This window comes from Pikeienuella sp. (assembly GCF_046290545.1).
Lineage (GTDB): Bacteria > Pseudomonadota > Alphaproteobacteria > Rhodobacterales > Rhodobacteraceae > Pikeienuella.
Genome location: NZ_JBKAGV010000007.1, coordinates 152,834 through 168,112, shown reverse-complemented (window position 1 = coordinate 168,112; position 15,279 = coordinate 152,834). Strand labels below are relative to the sequence as shown.

The 15,279-nt window shown below is 71.5% G+C and carries 15 protein-coding genes, 1 tRNA gene and 1 pseudogene; 6 read left to right on the top strand and 11 right to left on the bottom strand.

Annotation, left to right across the window (positions count from 1 at the left end):
• Positions 1-272: 272 nt before the first annotated feature.
• From ACE37J_RS05865 to ACE37J_RS05840, 6 genes are all read left to right on the top strand, one after another.
• A complete protein-coding gene (locus tag ACE37J_RS05865) occupies positions 273-2,501 on the top strand; it encodes a molybdopterin-dependent oxidoreductase (protein ID WP_409708496.1) in 2,229 nt (742 codons plus the stop codon).
• Positions 2,502-2,605: 104 nt separating this feature from the next.
• Positions 2,606-3,778: a cytidylyltransferase domain-containing protein gene (locus tag ACE37J_RS05860; protein ID WP_409708493.1), complete on the top strand. Its 1,173-nt coding sequence runs from the start codon at positions 2,606-2,608 to the stop codon at positions 3,776-3,778.
• Positions 3,775-4,878, top strand: a complete 1,104-nt coding sequence (locus ACE37J_RS05855) for an AGE family epimerase/isomerase (RefSeq protein WP_409708491.1) — start codon at positions 3,775-3,777, stop codon at positions 4,876-4,878. The genes ACE37J_RS05860 and ACE37J_RS05855 overlap by 4 nt, the downstream gene beginning before the upstream one ends.
• Positions 4,875-5,780 (top strand): N-acetylneuraminate synthase family protein, encoded by a 906-nt coding sequence (locus ACE37J_RS05850; RefSeq protein ID WP_409708488.1) that lies wholly within the window; start codon positions 4,875-4,877, stop codon positions 5,778-5,780. Before ACE37J_RS05855 ends, ACE37J_RS05850 begins: the two co-directional genes overlap by 4 nt.
• A gap of 3 nt (positions 5,781-5,783) precedes the next feature.
• Positions 5,784-7,049 (top strand): polysialyltransferase family glycosyltransferase, encoded by a 1,266-nt coding sequence (locus ACE37J_RS05845; RefSeq protein ID WP_409708485.1) that lies wholly within the window; start codon positions 5,784-5,786, stop codon positions 7,047-7,049.
• 192 nt (positions 7,050-7,241) lie between these two features.
• Positions 7,242-7,445 (top strand): cold-shock protein, encoded by a 204-nt coding sequence (locus ACE37J_RS05840; protein WP_409708482.1) that lies wholly within the window; start codon positions 7,242-7,244, stop codon positions 7,443-7,445.
• Between the two features lie 9 nt (positions 7,446-7,454).
• Here ACE37J_RS05840 and gatA read toward each other — a convergent pair whose 3' ends face one another.
• From gatA to ACE37J_RS05785, 11 genes and pseudogenes are all read right to left on the bottom strand, one after another.
• The gene (gatA, locus tag ACE37J_RS05835) at positions 7,455-8,942 is read right to left on the bottom strand and encodes an Asp-tRNA(Asn)/Glu-tRNA(Gln) amidotransferase subunit GatA (RefSeq protein WP_409708479.1); all 1,488 of its coding nucleotides are present in this window, start codon (positions 8,940-8,942) and stop codon (positions 7,455-7,457) included.
• The gene (gene gatC, locus ACE37J_RS05830; protein ID WP_409708476.1) at positions 8,939-9,226 is read right to left on the bottom strand and encodes an Asp-tRNA(Asn)/Glu-tRNA(Gln) amidotransferase subunit GatC; all 288 of its coding nucleotides are present in this window, start codon (positions 9,224-9,226) and stop codon (positions 8,939-8,941) included. Before gatC ends, gatA begins: the two co-directional genes overlap by 4 nt.
• 29 nt (positions 9,227-9,255) lie before the next feature.
• Positions 9,256-9,945 (bottom strand): ceramidase domain-containing protein, encoded by a 690-nt coding sequence (locus tag ACE37J_RS05825; RefSeq protein WP_409708473.1) that lies wholly within the window; start codon positions 9,943-9,945, stop codon positions 9,256-9,258.
• Positions 9,923-11,032, bottom strand: coding sequence for a 2'-deoxycytidine 5'-triphosphate deaminase (locus ACE37J_RS05820; protein WP_409708470.1), 1,110 nt, complete (start codon positions 11,030-11,032; stop codon positions 9,923-9,925). Before ACE37J_RS05820 ends, ACE37J_RS05825 begins: the two co-directional genes overlap by 23 nt.
• 58 nt (positions 11,033-11,090) lie before the next feature.
• Positions 11,091-11,167 (bottom strand) — tRNA-Pro (locus ACE37J_RS05815).
• A gap of 131 nt (positions 11,168-11,298) precedes the next feature.
• Positions 11,299-11,664: pseudogene (locus tag ACE37J_RS05810) on the bottom strand (MerR family transcriptional regulator); the annotation flags it as partial.
• Between the two features lie 4 nt (positions 11,665-11,668).
• Positions 11,669-11,959, bottom strand: a complete 291-nt coding sequence (gene ihfA / locus ACE37J_RS05805; RefSeq protein ID WP_409708467.1) for an integration host factor subunit alpha — start codon at positions 11,957-11,959, stop codon at positions 11,669-11,671.
• Between the two features lie 144 nt (positions 11,960-12,103).
• Positions 12,104-13,078 (bottom strand): beta-ketoacyl-ACP synthase III, encoded by a 975-nt coding sequence (locus ACE37J_RS05800; RefSeq protein ID WP_409708464.1) that lies wholly within the window; start codon positions 13,076-13,078, stop codon positions 12,104-12,106.
• Positions 13,079-13,102: 24 nt separating this feature from the next.
• Positions 13,103-14,170, bottom strand: coding sequence for a phosphate acyltransferase PlsX (gene plsX, locus ACE37J_RS05795; RefSeq protein WP_409708461.1), 1,068 nt, complete (start codon positions 14,168-14,170; stop codon positions 13,103-13,105).
• A 51-nt stretch (positions 14,171-14,221) separates the two neighbouring features.
• Complete coding sequence (rpmF, locus tag ACE37J_RS05790) at positions 14,222-14,428, bottom strand: 50S ribosomal protein L32 (protein WP_409708458.1); 207 nt, start codon at positions 14,426-14,428, stop codon at positions 14,222-14,224.
• 156 nt (positions 14,429-14,584) lie between these two features.
• Positions 14,585-15,217, bottom strand: coding sequence for a helix-turn-helix domain-containing protein (locus tag ACE37J_RS05785; protein ID WP_409708455.1), 633 nt, complete (start codon positions 15,215-15,217; stop codon positions 14,585-14,587).
• Positions 15,218-15,279 lie beyond the last annotated feature (62 nt).

Sequence of the window (15,279 nt, the reverse complement as noted above, 5' to 3'; positions counted from 1 at the left end):
GCAGAGGCCGTTCGGCCGGAGCCCCTGCGGAGGCCGAAAGGCGCCAAGCCTTCCCGAACGTCGAAGATCAGATCGTGGTCGTCACGGCGAGCGCGGAAACGCGGTCGCCGGGGGGCGACGACCGCGGGCTGATCTGACGTGGGTCAGATCAGCCGGGCGCTTTTAACTCCCGCTCCGCACAATACCGTCCGCCGAACCTGACGCCGTCGTTCCCCCGCCCTTGCGCCGCGCCGCGCGGCTATGTTCCATGGCTGCTGAAAACGGAGGCGTGAATGGGACGGATCGAGAAAACCACATCGAGCCACTGGGGCGCGTTCCGCATCGCCGCCGAAAACGGCCGCCTCGTCTCCGCCGCGCCCTTCGCGGACGATCCGGACCCGTCCCCGATCTGCCTCTCCGTGCCCGCCGCCGTGCATCACGAGAAGCGCGTCGCGCGGCCGAGCGTGCGGCGCGGCTGGCTGGAGGGCGGGCCGGGCCGGGCGCGGGAGAGGCGGGGGGCGGACGAATTCGTCGCCCTCCCCTGGGACGAGGCGCTGGACCTCGCCGCGGCGGAGATCGGCCGCGTGCGGCGGGAGCACGGGAACGGCGCGATCTATGGCGGCTCCTATGGCTGGGGCAGCGCCGGGCGCTTTCACCATGCGCAGAGCCAGGTGCATCGCTTCCTCAACTGCGCGGGCGGATACGTCGCCTCCTTCGCCAGCTATTCGACAGGCTGCGCGCAATCGATCATGCCCCATGTGCTCGGCATGGACTTCCTCCAGTTCAGCTATGGCGAGCAGACCTCCTGGAGCCAGATCGCGCGGGAGACGGAGACGCTCGTCATGTTCGGCGGGATCGGGCGCAAGAACGCGCAGGTCTCGATGGGCGGGGTGACGCGGCACGCCGTCGGCCCCTCGCTCGAGGCGATGCGGGCGCGGGGCGCCGCGCTCGTCAACATCTCCCCGCTCCGAACGGACGGATGGGAGGGCTCCGAATGGCTCCCCGTCCGCCCCGGAACGGACACGGCGCTCATGCTCGGCCTCGCCTTCGCGCTGGAGGAGGAGGGGCTGGCGGACCACGCCTTCCTCGCCCGCTGCGCGGAAGGGTGGGAGCGGTTCCGCCCCTACCTCACGGGCGAGGCGGACGGGGTGGCGAAATCGCCGGAATGGGCGGCGCCCCTGACCGGGATCGCCGCGGGGGACATCCGCGCCCTCGCCCGCCGCATGGCGGGGACGCGCTGCTTCATCTCCGTCGCCTGGGCGCTCCAGCGCCAGCGCCACGGCGAGCAGCCCTTCTGGATGGCGACCGTCCTCGCCGCGATGCTCGGGCAGATCGGGCTGAAGGGCGGCGGGATCGGCTATGGCTACGGCTCCATCGGCGGGGTCGGCACGCCGGTGAAGCGGCTCGGCGGGCTCGCCCTGCCGCAGGGGCGGAACCCGGTGCAGGCCGTCATCCCCGTCGCCCGCGTGGCGGACATGCTGCTGAACCCGGGCGCGGACTACGACTTCAACGGGGAGCGGCGGACCTATCCCGACATCCGGCTCGTGATGTGGAGCGGCGGCAACCCCTTCCACCATCATCAGGACCTCAACCGCCTCGAAGAGGCCTTCCGCCGGCCCGACACTGTGATCGTGACCGAGCCGTGGTGGACCGCGACGGCGCTCCGCGCCGACATCGTCTTCCCGGCGACGACGCCCTATGAGCGGGAGGATATCGGCCGCGCCTTCTCCGACCCGTTCCTCTTCCACATGCCGAAGATGATCGAGCCGGTGGGCGAGGCGCGCGACGATTACGCCATCTTCTCCGGCCTCGCCGAACGGCTGGGCTGCGGCGCGGCCTTCACCGAGGGGCGGAGCGCGGAGGAGTGGATCACCCATCTCTATGACCGGTTCCGACAGGGCTGCGCCGAGGCGGGGTTGGAGACGCCGTCGCTCGACGAGCTGAAGGAACGGAACTTCGTGGAGCTTCCCATCGAGGGCGAGGCTTTCGAGCGAACGGCCCTCGTCGCCTTCCGGAAGGATCCGGAGGCCGCGCCGCTCGGCACGCCCTCGGGCAGGATCGAGATCTTCTCCGGGCGGATCGCGGGTTTCGGCTATGACGATTGCCCCGGCCACCCGACCTGGTTCCCGCCCGAGGCCGATCCGGCGCACCCGCTCCGCCTCGTCTCGCCGCAGCCGGCGGACAAGCTCCACAGCCAGCTCGAATGCGCGCTGGAGGACGAGCCGGGCGCCCGCCCCGCCCCGCTCTCGATCCACCCCGACGACGCCGCGGCGCGCGGGCTCGCCGACGGCGCCATCGCCCGCGTCTTCAACGCCCTCGGCGCCTGCCGCGCCCGCGTGCGGGTGACGGAGACGGTGCTCCGCGGCGTCGTCGCGCTGCCGACCGGCGCCTGGTTCGACAAGGCGGAGGACGGGACAGACCTTCAGGGCAACCCCAATGTCCTGACGGAAGACCGCGGGACCTCCCGCCTCGGCCAGGGGACGAGCGCGCATACGGCTTCGGTGGAGGTGGAGGCGGGATAAGGGGGCGAGATTGCCGGATATCGGCGAGACCGGTATGAGGCCCCGCATCGGAAATCGAGAATGCGCGCCCCGCCCCGCCAGAGGGCGCGCGAAAGGGCCCACGCATGAGAACCGCTGCAATCATCCTCGCCCGCGGCGGCTCCAAGGGCGTTCCCGGAAAGAACCTGCGCCCCGTCGGCGGCGTGAGCCTCGTGGGCCGTTCGGTGCGGGCGGCGCGGGGGGCGGAGGGGGTGGACGCCGTCTTCGTCTCGACGGATGACGAGGCGATCGCCGCCGAGGCGCGGCGGTTCGGGGCCGTTGCGATCGCGAGGCCGGCGGAGATTTCTGGCGATGCGGCGAGTTCGGAATCGGGCTGGCTTCATGCGCTCGAAGTCATCCGCGCGGGAGGCGCGGCTCCGGAGGCGCTGGTCTTCCTCCAGTGCACCTCGCCCTTCACCACGCCGGCGGATATCGACGGCTGCCTCGCGGCGATGGCGGCTTCGGGCGCGGAATGCGCGCTCGCCGTCCGGCCCGATCACGGCTTTCTCTGGACCATCGGCGAGGGCGGGCTCGGCCACGGCGTCAATCATGACGAGACGAAGCCGCGCCAGCGGAGGCAGGACCTGCCTCCGCAATATGTCGAGACGGGCGCGGTTTACGCCGTCCGCACCGCCGCGTTCGAGGCCGCGCGCTCCCGCTTCTGCGGCAGGGTCGCGCTGCATGTCACGGATCATCCGCCGGTGGAGATCGACAGCTTCGCCGACCTCGCGCTCTGCGAGCGGATCGCCGCCGCTCCGGGCGCGCGCGAGGCGCCGCCGGAGCGGCTCCGCGTCATCCGCGCCGTCGTCATGGACTTCGACGGGGTCCATACCGACGACCGGGTGACGACGGACCAGAACGGCGTCGAGTCGGTCCGGAGCTCGCGGGGGGACGGGCTCGGCCTCTCCCGCCTGCGCGAGGCGGGGCGCTGGCGGCTGATGATCCTCTCGAAGGAGCGCAACCCGGTCGTCGCCCGACGGGCGGAAAAGCTCGGGATCGAGGCGCTGCAGGGAATCGACGACAAGGTCGTCGCGCTCGGCGCCTGGCTCGCAGCGGCGGGGATCGGCTGGGAGGAGACGCTCTTTGTCGGGAACGATGTGAACGACCTCCCCGCGATGCGCCGCGCCGGCCTGTCCGCCTGCCCCGCCGATTCCTGGCCCGCCGTCCTCGCGGAGGCGGACTGGGTGCTGCCCCTCCCCGGCGGGCGCGGCGCGCTGCGGGTCATGGCGGAGGCGCTGCTGGACGCGGCGCCGGCATGAGGCCGGCGCGGGCGGAGGCGCTTCCGGGCTGGTTCCGCGACGAGGCGCTGCCGCTCTGGCGCGGCGCGGGGGTCGACCGCGAGGGTTTCGGCGTGTTCGAGGCGCTGGATCACGAGGGGCGCCCGCTGCCGCAGACGCCGAAGCGGCTCCGCGTGCAGCTCCGGCAGGTCTTCGTCCTCGCCACCGCCTCGCGAATCTGGGGGACGGGCGACCTGAAGCTGGCGGAGGCGCTCTTCGCCGCGGTGCTGGAGCGCGGGTTCGAGCCGGGCTCCGGCGCCCTCGCCAGCCTCATGGCGCGGGACGGAACGATCCTCGCCGCGCCGCATGACCTTTACGACGTCGCCTTCCTCCTCCTTGCGGAGGCGGCGCTGAAGCGGGCCGGCGCGGCGCCGGGAGAGACGGGGGCCGCGGCGCTCGCGCGTCTCCGGGCCCCGCGCGGCTGGCGCGAGCGGCTCGGCGAGCCCGCCATCCCCCGCGGCCAGAACGCCCACATGCATCTCTTCGAGGCGGCGACGGCGAAGGCCGAGGCGGGGGACGAGGCCTGGCTCTCCGTGGCGGAGGAATGCCTCGCCCTCTTCCGCGGGGCGTTCCTCGGCCCGGACGGCGCGGTGCGGGAGTTCTTCGACGCGGACTGGCGGCCGCTTTCCGCCGGGCAGCGGGTCGAGCCCGGCCATGTCGCCGAATGGATCGTGCTGATCGACCACTGGGAGCGGCTGACGGGCCGCGCCTCCGGCGTCGACCTCGCCCCGCTCTGGCGCTTCGTGGAGCGGGAGACCGGCGCCGACGGGCTTCTGCCGGACGCATCCGAGCCGCGGGAGGAGAGCCGCCGCCTCTGGCCGCAGACGGAGCGGTTCCGCGCCGCCCGCGTCGCCGCCCGCCGCCTCGGCGCGGCGGAGGACCTCTCCGCCCTGCCCTTCGCCCCCTATCTCGCGACGCCCGCGCCGGGCGGCTGGTTCGACCGGCTGGACGCCTCGGGGCGCGTCACATCGTCCGTCATGCCGGCCTCGACGGCCTACCATATCGCTCTTGCGTGCCTTGCGGAGATGGACCATCAGGGCGCGGCGACGCGAAAAAAGCGAGACAGGAGACCGGAACCATGAGCAACGCCCGCCAGAAGGTGCAGGTCATCGCGGAGATCGGCTGCAACCACAAGGGCGACCTCGACATCGCGAAAGAGATGATCCGGGTCGCCGCGCATGTCTGCAAGGCGGACGTGGCGAAGTTCCAGAAGCGCTACAACCGGGAGTTGCTGCCGCCGGATCAGTACGACGCCCCGCATCCCGTGCCGGAGAATTCCTACGGGCCGACCTATGGCGCGCACCGCGAGTTCCTCGAATTCGACACGGAGCAGCACCGGGAGCTCATCGCGGAATGCCGGGCGAACGGGATCGCCTATTCCACCTCCGTATGGGACCTGACCTCCGCGAAGGAGATGGCCGCGCTGGAGCCGCCGCTGCTGAAGATCCCCTCCGCCACGAACCAGCATTACGGGCTTCAGGAATATCTCTGCGCGCATTACGGCGGGGAGATTCACGTCTCCACCGGCATGTCGACGCGCGCGGAGATCGAGGGCGTGGTGAAGTTCTACGAGGAGCGCGGGCGGGCGAAGGACGTGGTGATCTACGCCTGCACCTCGGGCTATCCTGTCGCCTTCGAGGATGTCTGCCTGTTCGAGATCGGGCGGATGATGGAGGCCTTCGGCGAGAGGGTGAAGGGGATCGGCTTTTCCGGCCATCACCTCGGCATCGCGGCGGACATCGCGGCCCTCGCCATCGGGCGGATGAAGGAGGCGGAGGGCCATGGCCGCTTCTCCCATATCGAGCGCCATTTCACGCTCGACCGGACCTGGAAGGGCACGGACCACGCCGCGAGCCTAGAGCCGGACGGGTTCCGCCGTCTCTGCCGCGACGTCGCGAATGTGGACCTTTCCCTCGCCGGGAAGCGGGAGGAGATCCTGCCCGTCGAGGCGGTGCAGCGCGCGAAGCTGAAATGGCGCGGCTGATCCGTGAAGGGGGCGTCGCGCGCGGCTGAGCCGGCGGGGCGCCTCTTCGTCGCGGAGACGGTCGGCCAGGTGCGGAACGCCGCCGCGGCGGCGGCGCAGGCGCCGGGCGGGCCGGCCGCGCTCCTCCTGCTCCTTCCCTCGGGCAATCCCGGCCTCGCGGCGCGGATGGAGGCCTTCGCGGCGGGCTCCGGCCTGACGATCCGCGCCGTCACCCTCCCCGAGACGCCGCACCGCCCCGCCCCCGCGGTGATCGCGCGCCACCTCGCCGCCTTCGCGCCCGTTGTCGAGGGGCCGGCGCCCGAGGAGCTCTGGGTCGCCAACGGCCGCTTCCACCTCGCCTGGCTCGCGGGCCGGATGGAGAGGCGCGGCGCGCGGATCGTTCTCTTCGAGGACGGGCTTTCAAGCTATCGACGCGCCGACGATCCCTCCTTCGACATGCCGGGCGCGGCGGAGGCGCTGGCCCGGGCGCGGGAGAAGGCGGGGGCCGATCTCGTGATGATCCGCCGCGCGCTCGGCAAGGGGCGCCCTGGCCGCGCCTTCGACGCCGCGCGCTGGATGGCGGGCGGCCTCGCCGAGGGCGCGGCGCGCGCCGCGATGGCCTCCGCCGCCGGCCGCGCCGCCGCGCGGCTCCGCGCCGGGCCCGAGGCCGCCGCCTTCTTCGCGCGGCGGCGGCGCTTCGACGCCGCCTGGATGGCCTTTCCCGAGGCGTTCGACGCGGCGGGCTTCGGCGTTGGCGCCGCGCGGCGGCTCGTCATCGCGCCCTCGCCCGAGGCGATCGAGCGGGCGCGGGCGGCGCTCTCCCCCGTCGAGCCGGGGGAAGCGCTGCATGTCAGCCAGGTCTATGGCGGCGGCGCATTGCGCCGGGCCGTGGCGAAGGCGCTCGCCGCCGCCGGCGCGCGCCGCCTTCTCGTCAAGGCGCATCCGCGGGAGACGGAGGCGGAGCGCGCCGCGCTCCTCGCCGATCTCGCGAAGGCGGGCGTCTCGGCGCGGAGCGCGCCCGCGGCGCTCGACGAGATGGAGGCCGAGGCGCTGATCGAGACGGGCCTCTTCCGCACGGTGTTCGGCCTCACCTCCACCGCGCTCCTGCATGGCATGGCCCGGCGGCCGGATGCCGACTTCGTCGCGGTCGGGGAGGATGCGCTGGCGCGGCTGGCGAAGGCGGGGCGCCCGGAGCGCCTGCACGAGCGTTTCGCCGCCGATGTCGCGCTCTTCGCAAGGATGCGCCGCGTGATCCTTTCCGCGCCGGGCGCCGCTTCGCCGGGGCGCTGAGCGCAACGCGCACAACTTGTCCGGAACAAGGGATTGCTTGTGATTCGGGCAGTTTCCTGCCACGTTAACGAAGCGACGTCGATGTAATCTCATCGGCTCGGCGCCGGGCCCCTCGGCCCGGAACGCGAGAAGGAGGACGTTGACGGCGCATGACCGCCGCCCACGGGCGGCCCGACTTCGAGGAGCACGTGCATGCCGACGGGCACCGTCAAGTGGTTCAACGTCACCAAGGGCTATGGCTTCATAGAACCGGCGGATGGCGGGAAGGACATATTCGTTCACATCACCGCGGTTCAGCGTTCCGGGATGGAAGGGCTGACCGAGGGGCAGAAAGTCTCCTACGAACTGGAGGAAGGGCGAAACGGCCGTCTCGCCGCCACCAATCTCAAGGCCTGACCTGCCCCGTCACCACCAGCGCTCCGGCTTCGCGGAGATACCCGCCCGATCCTCGATCGCGCGGGCGATGGAGAGCATGCCCGCCTCTTCCCAGGGGCGGCCGATAAGCTGTAGGCCGAGGGGCAGCCCCTGCGGGTCCGTCCCGGCCGGAACCGACACGCCGGGCAGGCCCGCCAGGTTCACCGTCACGGTGAAGACGTCATTGAGATACATCGCCACCGGGTCGTCCGCCCCGACCTCGCCGAGCGCGAAGGCGGCCGAAGGCGTCGCCGGGGTCAGGATCGCGTCCACCCCCGCGGCGAAGGCCTCCTCGAAATCCCGCTTGATGAGCGCCCGCACCTTCTGCGCGCGGAGATAATAGGCGTCATAGTATCCGGCGGAGAGCACATAGGCGCCGGTCAGGAGCCGCGCCTTCACCTCGGCGCCAAACCCCTCCGCCCGCGTCCGCTCGTAGAGCGCCGTGATCCCCTCCCCCGGCCGGATCTTCGCCCGCGCGCCGTAGCGCACGCCGTCATACCGCGCGAGGTTGGAGGAGGCTTCCGCGGGCGCGATGATGTAATAGGCGGGGAGCGCGTATTTCGTGTGGGGGAGCGAGATTTCCCGCACCTCGGCGCCTGCATCCTCCAGCATCGCCCGGCCCTTCGACCAGAGCGCCTCGATCTCCGCCGGCATCCCCTCCACGCGGTATTCGCGCGGCAGGCCGATCACCTTGCCCCTTATGTCGCCTTCGAGCGCGGACTCGAAATCGGGAACGGGGAGGTCGGCGGAGGTGCTGTCGAGCGGGTCGTGCCCCGCCATCGCCCGCAGCATGATCGCCGCGTCCCGCACCGTCTTCGTCATCGGGCCCGCCTGGTCAAGCGAGGAGGCGAAGGCGACGATCCCGCGGCGGGAGACGCGGCCATAGGTCGGCTTCACGCCGACGATGCCGGTGAAGGCCGCGGGCTGGCGGATCGAGCCGCCGGTATCCGTCCCCGTCGCGGCGAGGCAGAGATCGGCGGAGACCGCCGCCGCCGAGCCGCCCGAGGAGCCGCCCGGCGTGAGCGGCGCATTCGAGCCCGGCCGCCGCCAGGGCGAGATCGCGGGGCCATAGGCCGAGGTCTCGTTGGAGGAGCCCATCGCGAACTCGTCCATGTTCAGCTTGCCGAGCATCACCGCGCCGTCCCGCCAGAGCTGCGCGGTCGTCGTGCTCTCATAGGGCGGCAGGAACCCGGCGAGGATGTTCGACGCGGCCTGCGATTGCACGCCCTCGGTGCAGAAGAGGTCCTTGATGCCGAGCGGCAGGCCGCACATGTCCGGCGCGCCCCCGGCGGCGAGGCGGGAATCCGCCGACTTCGCCATCTCCATCGCCTTTTCCGGCGTCGGGCAGGTGACGGCGTTGAGCGCCTTCGCACCCTCCATCGCGGCGAGGCAATCGGCCGTGATCTCGGCCGAGGTGAAATCCTTCCGGCGGAGCCCGTCGCGCGCTTCGGCGAGGGTGAGGCGGTTCAGCGCGGTCATTCCACCACCTTCGGCACAGCGAAGAAGCCCTGGCGCGCATCCGGCGCGTTGGCGAGGATCTTCTCCCGGATGCCGCCGTCCGTCACCACATCGTCGCGCATCTTCAGGGCCATGGGGGTCACCGAGGTCATCGGCTCGACGCCTTCGACGTCCACCTCGGAAAGCTGCGCGGCGAAGTCGAGAATGGCGGAAAGCCGCGCCGCAAGCGCGGGCAGCTCCGCCTCCTCCACCCGGATGCGGGCGAGATGCGCCGCCCTCCGCGCCGTTTCCTGATCGACCGACATGCGCCCTCCGCCTCAGCGATGGCGGGGGTTTAGCCGCGGGCGGTCCGCATCGCAAGCCGCGCCCCGCCCCGCGCGCCGTGCCGGATGAAGGCGAGCATCACGATCCCCAGCAGCACGCCGTTGAGGATGTGCCAGAGGAAATGCGTCCCCGTCGCGAAGCTCCCGCAAACCGGCCCGTCGATGCTCCGGAAGGTGAGTGAGACGAAGAACACCCCCGCGGCGGCGAAGAGCCATGAGGCGGCCGGATGCCCCCGCATCCTGAGCACGGCGCCATAGGCGGCGAGGGCGACGAGCACGGGAAGATAGGCCTGGGAGAACCGCACCCCCGGCAGGGCGATGGCCCATAGCTGCAGGAACGCCGCCGTGAACGGCACGAAAAGCACCGGCGCCAGCAGCGCGAGCCAGACCGGCAGGCCGAGGAAGCGCCGCGTCGCCGCGTAGAGATAGAAGAGGATGAAGAGGAGAATGGGGATCGTGTCCGCCAGCCCCGCCCAGCGCGTCGCGAAGGTGTGGAAAAGGAAGGAGCCCGTGCCGACGCAGAGCGCGAGGAAGATCATGCCGACGGAGAGGAACTCCACCCGCCCCTCCCGCCGCGCGGCCGAGAGCGCGACGAAGGCGGCGATGAAGAAGGCGATGTTGGTGACCGCATTCAGAGGCTCGGCCCAGAACGAGGGGTCGATCCGCTCGCAATAATTGTCAACGCGCGTCGTGAGGTCCATGAGCCGCCTGTCGGAACTGCTTGGCCAGCTTCAGGCCCTGCCCCTGATAGTTGGAGCGGAGCCCCGCGCCGTAAAGGGCGGCGGGCCGCGACGTCATCCGCTCGTAGACCAGCCGGCCGACGACCTGCCCGTGCTCCAGCGCGAAGGGCGCCTCGTGGCAGCGCACCTCCAGCACGCCGCGCGCGCCCGCCCCGCCCGCCTCCGCATGGCCGAAGCCGGGGTCGAAGAAGCCCGCGTAATGCACCCGGAACTCGCCCGCGACGGCCATGTAGGGCGTCATCTCGGCGGCGAAGAGCGGCGGCACATGCACCGCCTCCCGGCTCACGAGGATGTAGAACGCCCCCGGGTCGAGAATCACGCCGCCGCCGGCGAGCGGGCGGACCGGGGCGAAGAACTCCTCGGGCGCGTAATGCCCGATCCGGTCGAGATCGATCAGCGGCGCGTTGTCGAGCGCGCGCCAGCCGACGATCCCGCCCTCGCGGGGCGCGAGATCGACAGAGAAGGCGAGCCCGCCGTCGATCCGCGCCTCCCCGTCGACCAGCCGCGCCTCCGCGTGGAGCGCGACGAGCGCCTCATCGTCGAGCGCGGCGCGGCCGCGGCGGAAGCGGATCTGGTTCAGCCGCGCGCCTGGCCGGACGAGGACGGAGAAGGCCCGCGGGCTGATCTCCGCATAAAGCGGGCCTTCGTAGCCTTCGGGAATCGTGTCGAACTCCACGCCCCGGTCGGTCACCAGCCGGGTGAAGAGGTCGAGCCGCCCGGTGCTGCTCTTGGCGTTGGCGGCGGCGGAGAGGCCGGGCGGCAGGCGCAGCGCCTCCTGCAGCGGGGCGAGATAGACGCAGCCCCGCTCCAGCACTGCGCCGCCTTCGAGGCTGATCTCGTGCATGGCGAATTCCGCCAGCCGCTCCTCCACCCGCCGCCCCGCGCCCGCGAGGAAGCTGGCGCGCACGCGCCAGGCGCGGGGGCCGAGCCGGAGGTCGAGGCTCGCGGGCTGGACCTGCCCCTCGGCGAGCGGCGCATCGGAGCGGATCGCGCCTGCGTCATGCAGCGCGCGGATCTCGTGGTCGGGGAGGACGCCGGGAAGGGTCATGCGGAGCGCCCCGGAAAGACGTCTGGAAAGACAGCGGCGGCTTGCGCAGCGCCGCGAATGGTCGGGCCAGCAGGATTCGAACCTACGACCTCCCGTCCCCCAGACGGACGCGCTACCAGACTGCGCTATGGCCCGTTCGCCGCGCGGGTTTACGCGCGCCCGCGCGCTCTGGCAAGCGCGAAAGGCGGGGCGCGGCGCGGCCCCCGTCAATTCCCGCGGAGCCGGTTCCGGAGCGCTTCGAGCCGCGCGACCGTCGCCTCCACATCGGCGGAAGCGGGGGCGGCGGCCGGGGCCGGGGCGGGCGCTTCCGGGGCCGCGACGCCGGCGACATGGCGCTGCCCCCGCTCGCGCAGAACCTTCTGCACGCCCTTGATGGTCAGGCCCTCGTCATAGAGCAGGCCGCGGATGCCGCGCAGCAGCGCCACGTCCTCCGGCCGGTAATAGCGCCGCCCGCCGCCACGCTTCAGCGGCTTGATCTGGGAAAACTTGCTCTCCCAGAAACGCAGGACATGCGCGGGCGTGTCGAGCAGTTCGGCGACCTCGCTGATCGTCCGGAAGGCCTCGGCGGCCTTCTCGGGCGCGGCGCGCTCCTCCGCCGTCCCCTCAATATTGCGCGCGCGCTCTTCCTGCATCGGATCAGGCCCCGTTGATCTTGTCTTTGAGGATATGCGAGGGGCGGAAAACGAGCACGCGGCGCGGCTCGATCGGCACTTCCTCGCCCGTCTTGGGGTTGCGGCCCATCCGCGCCCCCTTTTCCCGCACGCTGAACGTGCCGAAGGACGAGATTTTCACAGTCTCCCCGGCGACGACCGCATTGGAGATGTGCTGCAGGATGCTCTCAACCAGATCGGCGGATTCGTTGCGAGAGAGACCGACGGCGCGATACACCGCCTCGCTCAGGTCCGCGCGTGTAAGCGTTTTCGCCATTAAGCCGCCTCCCGGTCGGTGCGAAGACTTCAATCTAATCAGCGCAGGCCGAATTTCGCCGCGACAGAGTCGAAACGTCACTCAACGGCGAAAGAGAGTCAATATCAACGGCTTGCAAAGCGGTCTTTCGGCGCCTGCGAACGCCTACCAGCGGAGGAGCGCGGCGCCCCAGGCGAGGCCCCCGCCGATGCCTTCCATCAGGAGAAGATCGCCGCGCCGGACGCGCCCGTCCGCCACCGCGACGGAGAGCGCGAGGGGAATCGAGGCGGCGGAGGTGTTGCCATGCTCCTGCACCGTCACCACCACCTTTTCCATCGGCAGGCCGGACTTCTTCGCGGTCGAGGCGATGATGCGGAGATTGGCCTGGTGCGGCACCATCCAGTCGACATCCGCGCCCGAGACGCCGGCCGCCTCCATCACCTCATGCGCGATGTCCGCGAGCTTGACGACGGCGTGCTTGAAGACTTCGGGCCCCTCCATCCGGACCTTGCCGGCCTTGCCGGTGGTCGAGGGGCCGCCGTCCACATAGAGGAGGTCGCGATGCGCGCCGTCGGAGCGGAGCTTCACGCCGAGCACGCCGCGATCCGCAGTCCCGCCCGCCCCCTCCTCCGCACGGAGGATCAGCGCGCCCGCCCCGTCCCCGAAGAGGACGCAGGTGCGCCGGTCCGTGAAATCGAGGATGCGGGAGAAGGTCTCGGCCCCGATCACCATGATCGTGCGCGCCTGCCCGCCGCGGATCAGCGCGTCCGCCGTCGCCAGCGCATACATGAACCCGGCGCAGACGGCCTGCACGTCGAAGGCGAAGCCGCCGGCGCCGATCGCCTGCTGCACCTGGGTCGCGGTGGCGGGGAAGGTCGCGTCCGGCGTCGCCGTGGCGAGGATGATCGCGTCGATCTCCCGCCCGTCGATCCCGGCATGGGCGAGCGCGGCGCGCGCGGCGGCGATGGCGAGGTCGGAGGTCGCCTCGCCCTCGGCGGCGAAATGGCGCCGTTCGATCCCCGTCCGCTCCCGGATCCACTGGTCGGACGTCTCGACCTGGCCGGCGAATTCGGCGTTCTCGACGATGCGTGCGGGGAGATAGTGGCCGCAGCCGAGGGCGACGGCGCGCGTTACGGTCATTGCGGTCTCATCCCCCTCGCAGCCTCAGCCGCCATGCCCGTCGGCGGCGACGGCGCGGCGCCCGGCCGGGAGCAACGCCACACGGTCCGCCACGCGGCGGGCGAATCCGGTCTCCCCCATGCGGAAGGCGAGCTTCACCGCGGCGGCGACGCCGGTGGCGTCCGCCGAGCCGTGGCTCTTGACCACCGCGCCGTTGAGCCCGAGGAACACGCCGCCATTCACACGCCGCGGGTCGATCCGCTTCTTCAGCCGGGTGAGCGAGCCGAGCGCGATCAGCGCGGCGAGGCGGGAGAGGATTCCCTTGGAGAAGGCCTGCCGCATCGAATCATTGATGAAGCGCGCCGTCCCCTCCGCCGTCTTCAACGCGATGTTGCCGGTGAAGCCGTCCGTCACGATCACGTCCACCCGGTCGGAGACGATGTCGCCCCCCTCGACGAAGCCGACGAACTCGAACTCCCCGGCCGAGGGTCCGATCTCGCCGATCAGCGCGGCGGCCTCGCGGATGTCGGGCCTGCCCTTGGTGTCCTCCGAGCCGACGTTGAGAACGCCGACGCGCGGCCGTGCGAGGTTGAAGGAAAGGCGCGCGTATTCCGCCCCCATCACCGCGAACTCCGCCATGGTGTGCGCGTCCGACCGCACGTCGGCCCCGACATCGAGGACGATGTTGTAGCCGTGCGGCGCATGGCTCGGCCACATCACGGCGATGGCCGGCCGGTCCACCCCCGGCGCGGTGCGGAGCCGCAGCATGGAGAGCGCCATCAGCGCGCCGGTATTGCCGCAGCTCACGGCCACCTGCGCCTCGCCCGAGCGCACGGAATCGAGCGCCCCGAGCATCGAGGTGCCCGCCGCATGGCGGATGACGTAGGAGGGTTTGGCGTCCATCGGCACGACGCCGCCGGCATGGCGAATCTCGGAAATGGCGCGCAAGGTCGGGCGCCGGCGCAGGAGGCCTTCCAGCGTCGCCTCGTCCCCGTGCAGGATGTAGCGGATCGCCGGATTCTTCTTCGCCGACTTGGAGAGCCCCGCGAGGATCGTCCCGGGTCCGCGGTCTCCGCCGGTCGTGTCGACGGAAATGACCGTCTTGCCGTCCATTCCGTCACCGCCTCCGCGCCCGCGCCGGAAGGGCGCGGGATCTGCGCCGTCTTACGCCGCGTCTTCTTCGAGGTCGACTTCCGGCGTCATCGCCACGACTTCCTTGCCCGCATAATGGCCGCAGGCGCCGCAGACATGATGCGGGCGCTTCAGCTCGCCGCAATTCGGGCAGTCGAGATAAGACGTCGCCTTCAGCGCGTCGTGGCTCCGGCGCATGTTGCGCTTGGACGGGGTCTTTCGGTTCTGGGGGACCGCCATGATCCTGATCCTTCATCGCGCCGGTCCACGCCGGCATTCGGGCTTCCGCTCCGCCCGCGCCCTGCGAACGTCCCTCGGCCCCTGAAAAAGAGAGGCGGAACATACGCGAATCCGCGCCCTCCGCAACCCCCCGCCGCAAAGGAGATTTCCGGCCCCTCAGCTTGTCGTCACCCAGAGGATCGTCGCATCCTCCGGCCCTGTCGAGATCACGCAATGGCCCATCGCCCCGTCGTAATAGGCGCTGTCCCCCTCGCCCAGCTCCGCCGGCTCGTAGAATTCCGTATAGAGCCGGATCGAGCCCGAGAGCACGAGCAGGAACTCCTCCCCCTCATGGCGCACCCAGTCGTCGAACTCGCCGAAATCGCGGGCGTGAATCACCGTCTTGTAGGGCAGCATCCGCTTGCGCGAGAGCTCGGGCGCGAGAAGCTCGTGTTCGTAGGTCGCGGTCGGATGCGGGCGCCCGGCCCCGGCGCGCGTCACCGCCCTCCGGCCCGATACGCGGTCGAGCGGCGCGGGCTGGAAGAGCTGCGGAACGTCTATGTCGAGCCCGCGGGCGAGCTTCTGCACCGCGTCGAAGGTGGGGGACATCTGCTCGTTCTCGATCTTGGAGAGCGTGGAGCGGGCGAGCCCGGCGCGGCCCGCGGCCTCCTCCAGCGTCCAGTTGCGCGCGCGGCGGATGGCGCGCACCCGCTCCCCGAGCCGGAGCGGGGCGACGCGCGGCCCCTCCCCCTCATGCGCGGCGATGCGCAGGAGGTCTCGCGCCTCGCGGGATTGCTCGCCGTCGCTCATCGGTCCATCCTCCACGCCCCGACGCCAGAAATAGCCCGCTCCGGGCGCCCATGCGAGCCTTT

Bases quoted from the DNA above. Each gene is read 5' to 3' on its own strand.
- ACE37J_RS05865 (WP_409708496.1), top strand. From the start codon at position 273: ATGGGACGGATCGAGAAAACCACATCGAGCCACTGGGGCGCGTTCCGC.
- ACE37J_RS05860 (WP_409708493.1), top strand. From the start codon at position 2,606: ATGAGAACCGCTGCAATCATCCTCGCCCGCGGCGGCTCCAAGGGCGTT.
- ACE37J_RS05855 (WP_409708491.1), top strand. From the start codon at position 3,775: ATGAGGCCGGCGCGGGCGGAGGCGCTTCCGGGCTGGTTCCGCGACGAG.
- ACE37J_RS05850 (WP_409708488.1), top strand. From the start codon at position 4,875: ATGAGCAACGCCCGCCAGAAGGTGCAGGTCATCGCGGAGATCGGCTGC.
- ACE37J_RS05840 (WP_409708482.1), top strand. From the start codon at position 7,242: ATGCCGACGGGCACCGTCAAGTGGTTCAACGTCACCAAGGGCTATGGC.
- gatA (WP_409708479.1), bottom strand. From the start codon at position 8,942: ATGACCGCGCTGAACCGCCTCACCCTCGCCGAAGCGCGCGACGGGCTC.
- gatC (WP_409708476.1), bottom strand. From the start codon at position 9,226: ATGTCGGTCGATCAGGAAACGGCGCGGAGGGCGGCGCATCTCGCCCGC.
- ACE37J_RS05825 (WP_409708473.1), bottom strand. From the start codon at position 9,945: ATGGACCTCACGACGCGCGTTGACAATTATTGCGAGCGGATCGACCCC.
- ACE37J_RS05820 (WP_409708470.1), bottom strand. From the start codon at position 11,032: ATGACCCTTCCCGGCGTCCTCCCCGACCACGAGATCCGCGCGCTGCAT.
- ihfA (WP_409708467.1), bottom strand. From the start codon at position 11,959: ATGGCGAAAACGCTTACACGCGCGGACCTGAGCGAGGCGGTGTATCGC.
- ACE37J_RS05800 (WP_409708464.1), bottom strand. From the start codon at position 13,078: ATGACCGTAACGCGCGCCGTCGCCCTCGGCTGCGGCCACTATCTCCCC.
- plsX (WP_409708461.1), bottom strand. From the start codon at position 14,170: ATGGACGGCAAGACGGTCATTTCCGTCGACACGACCGGCGGAGACCGC.
- rpmF (WP_409708458.1), bottom strand. From the start codon at position 14,428: ATGGCGGTCCCCCAGAACCGAAAGACCCCGTCCAAGCGCAACATGCGC.
- ACE37J_RS05785 (WP_409708455.1), bottom strand. From the start codon at position 15,217: ATGAGCGACGGCGAGCAATCCCGCGAGGCGCGAGACCTCCTGCGCATC.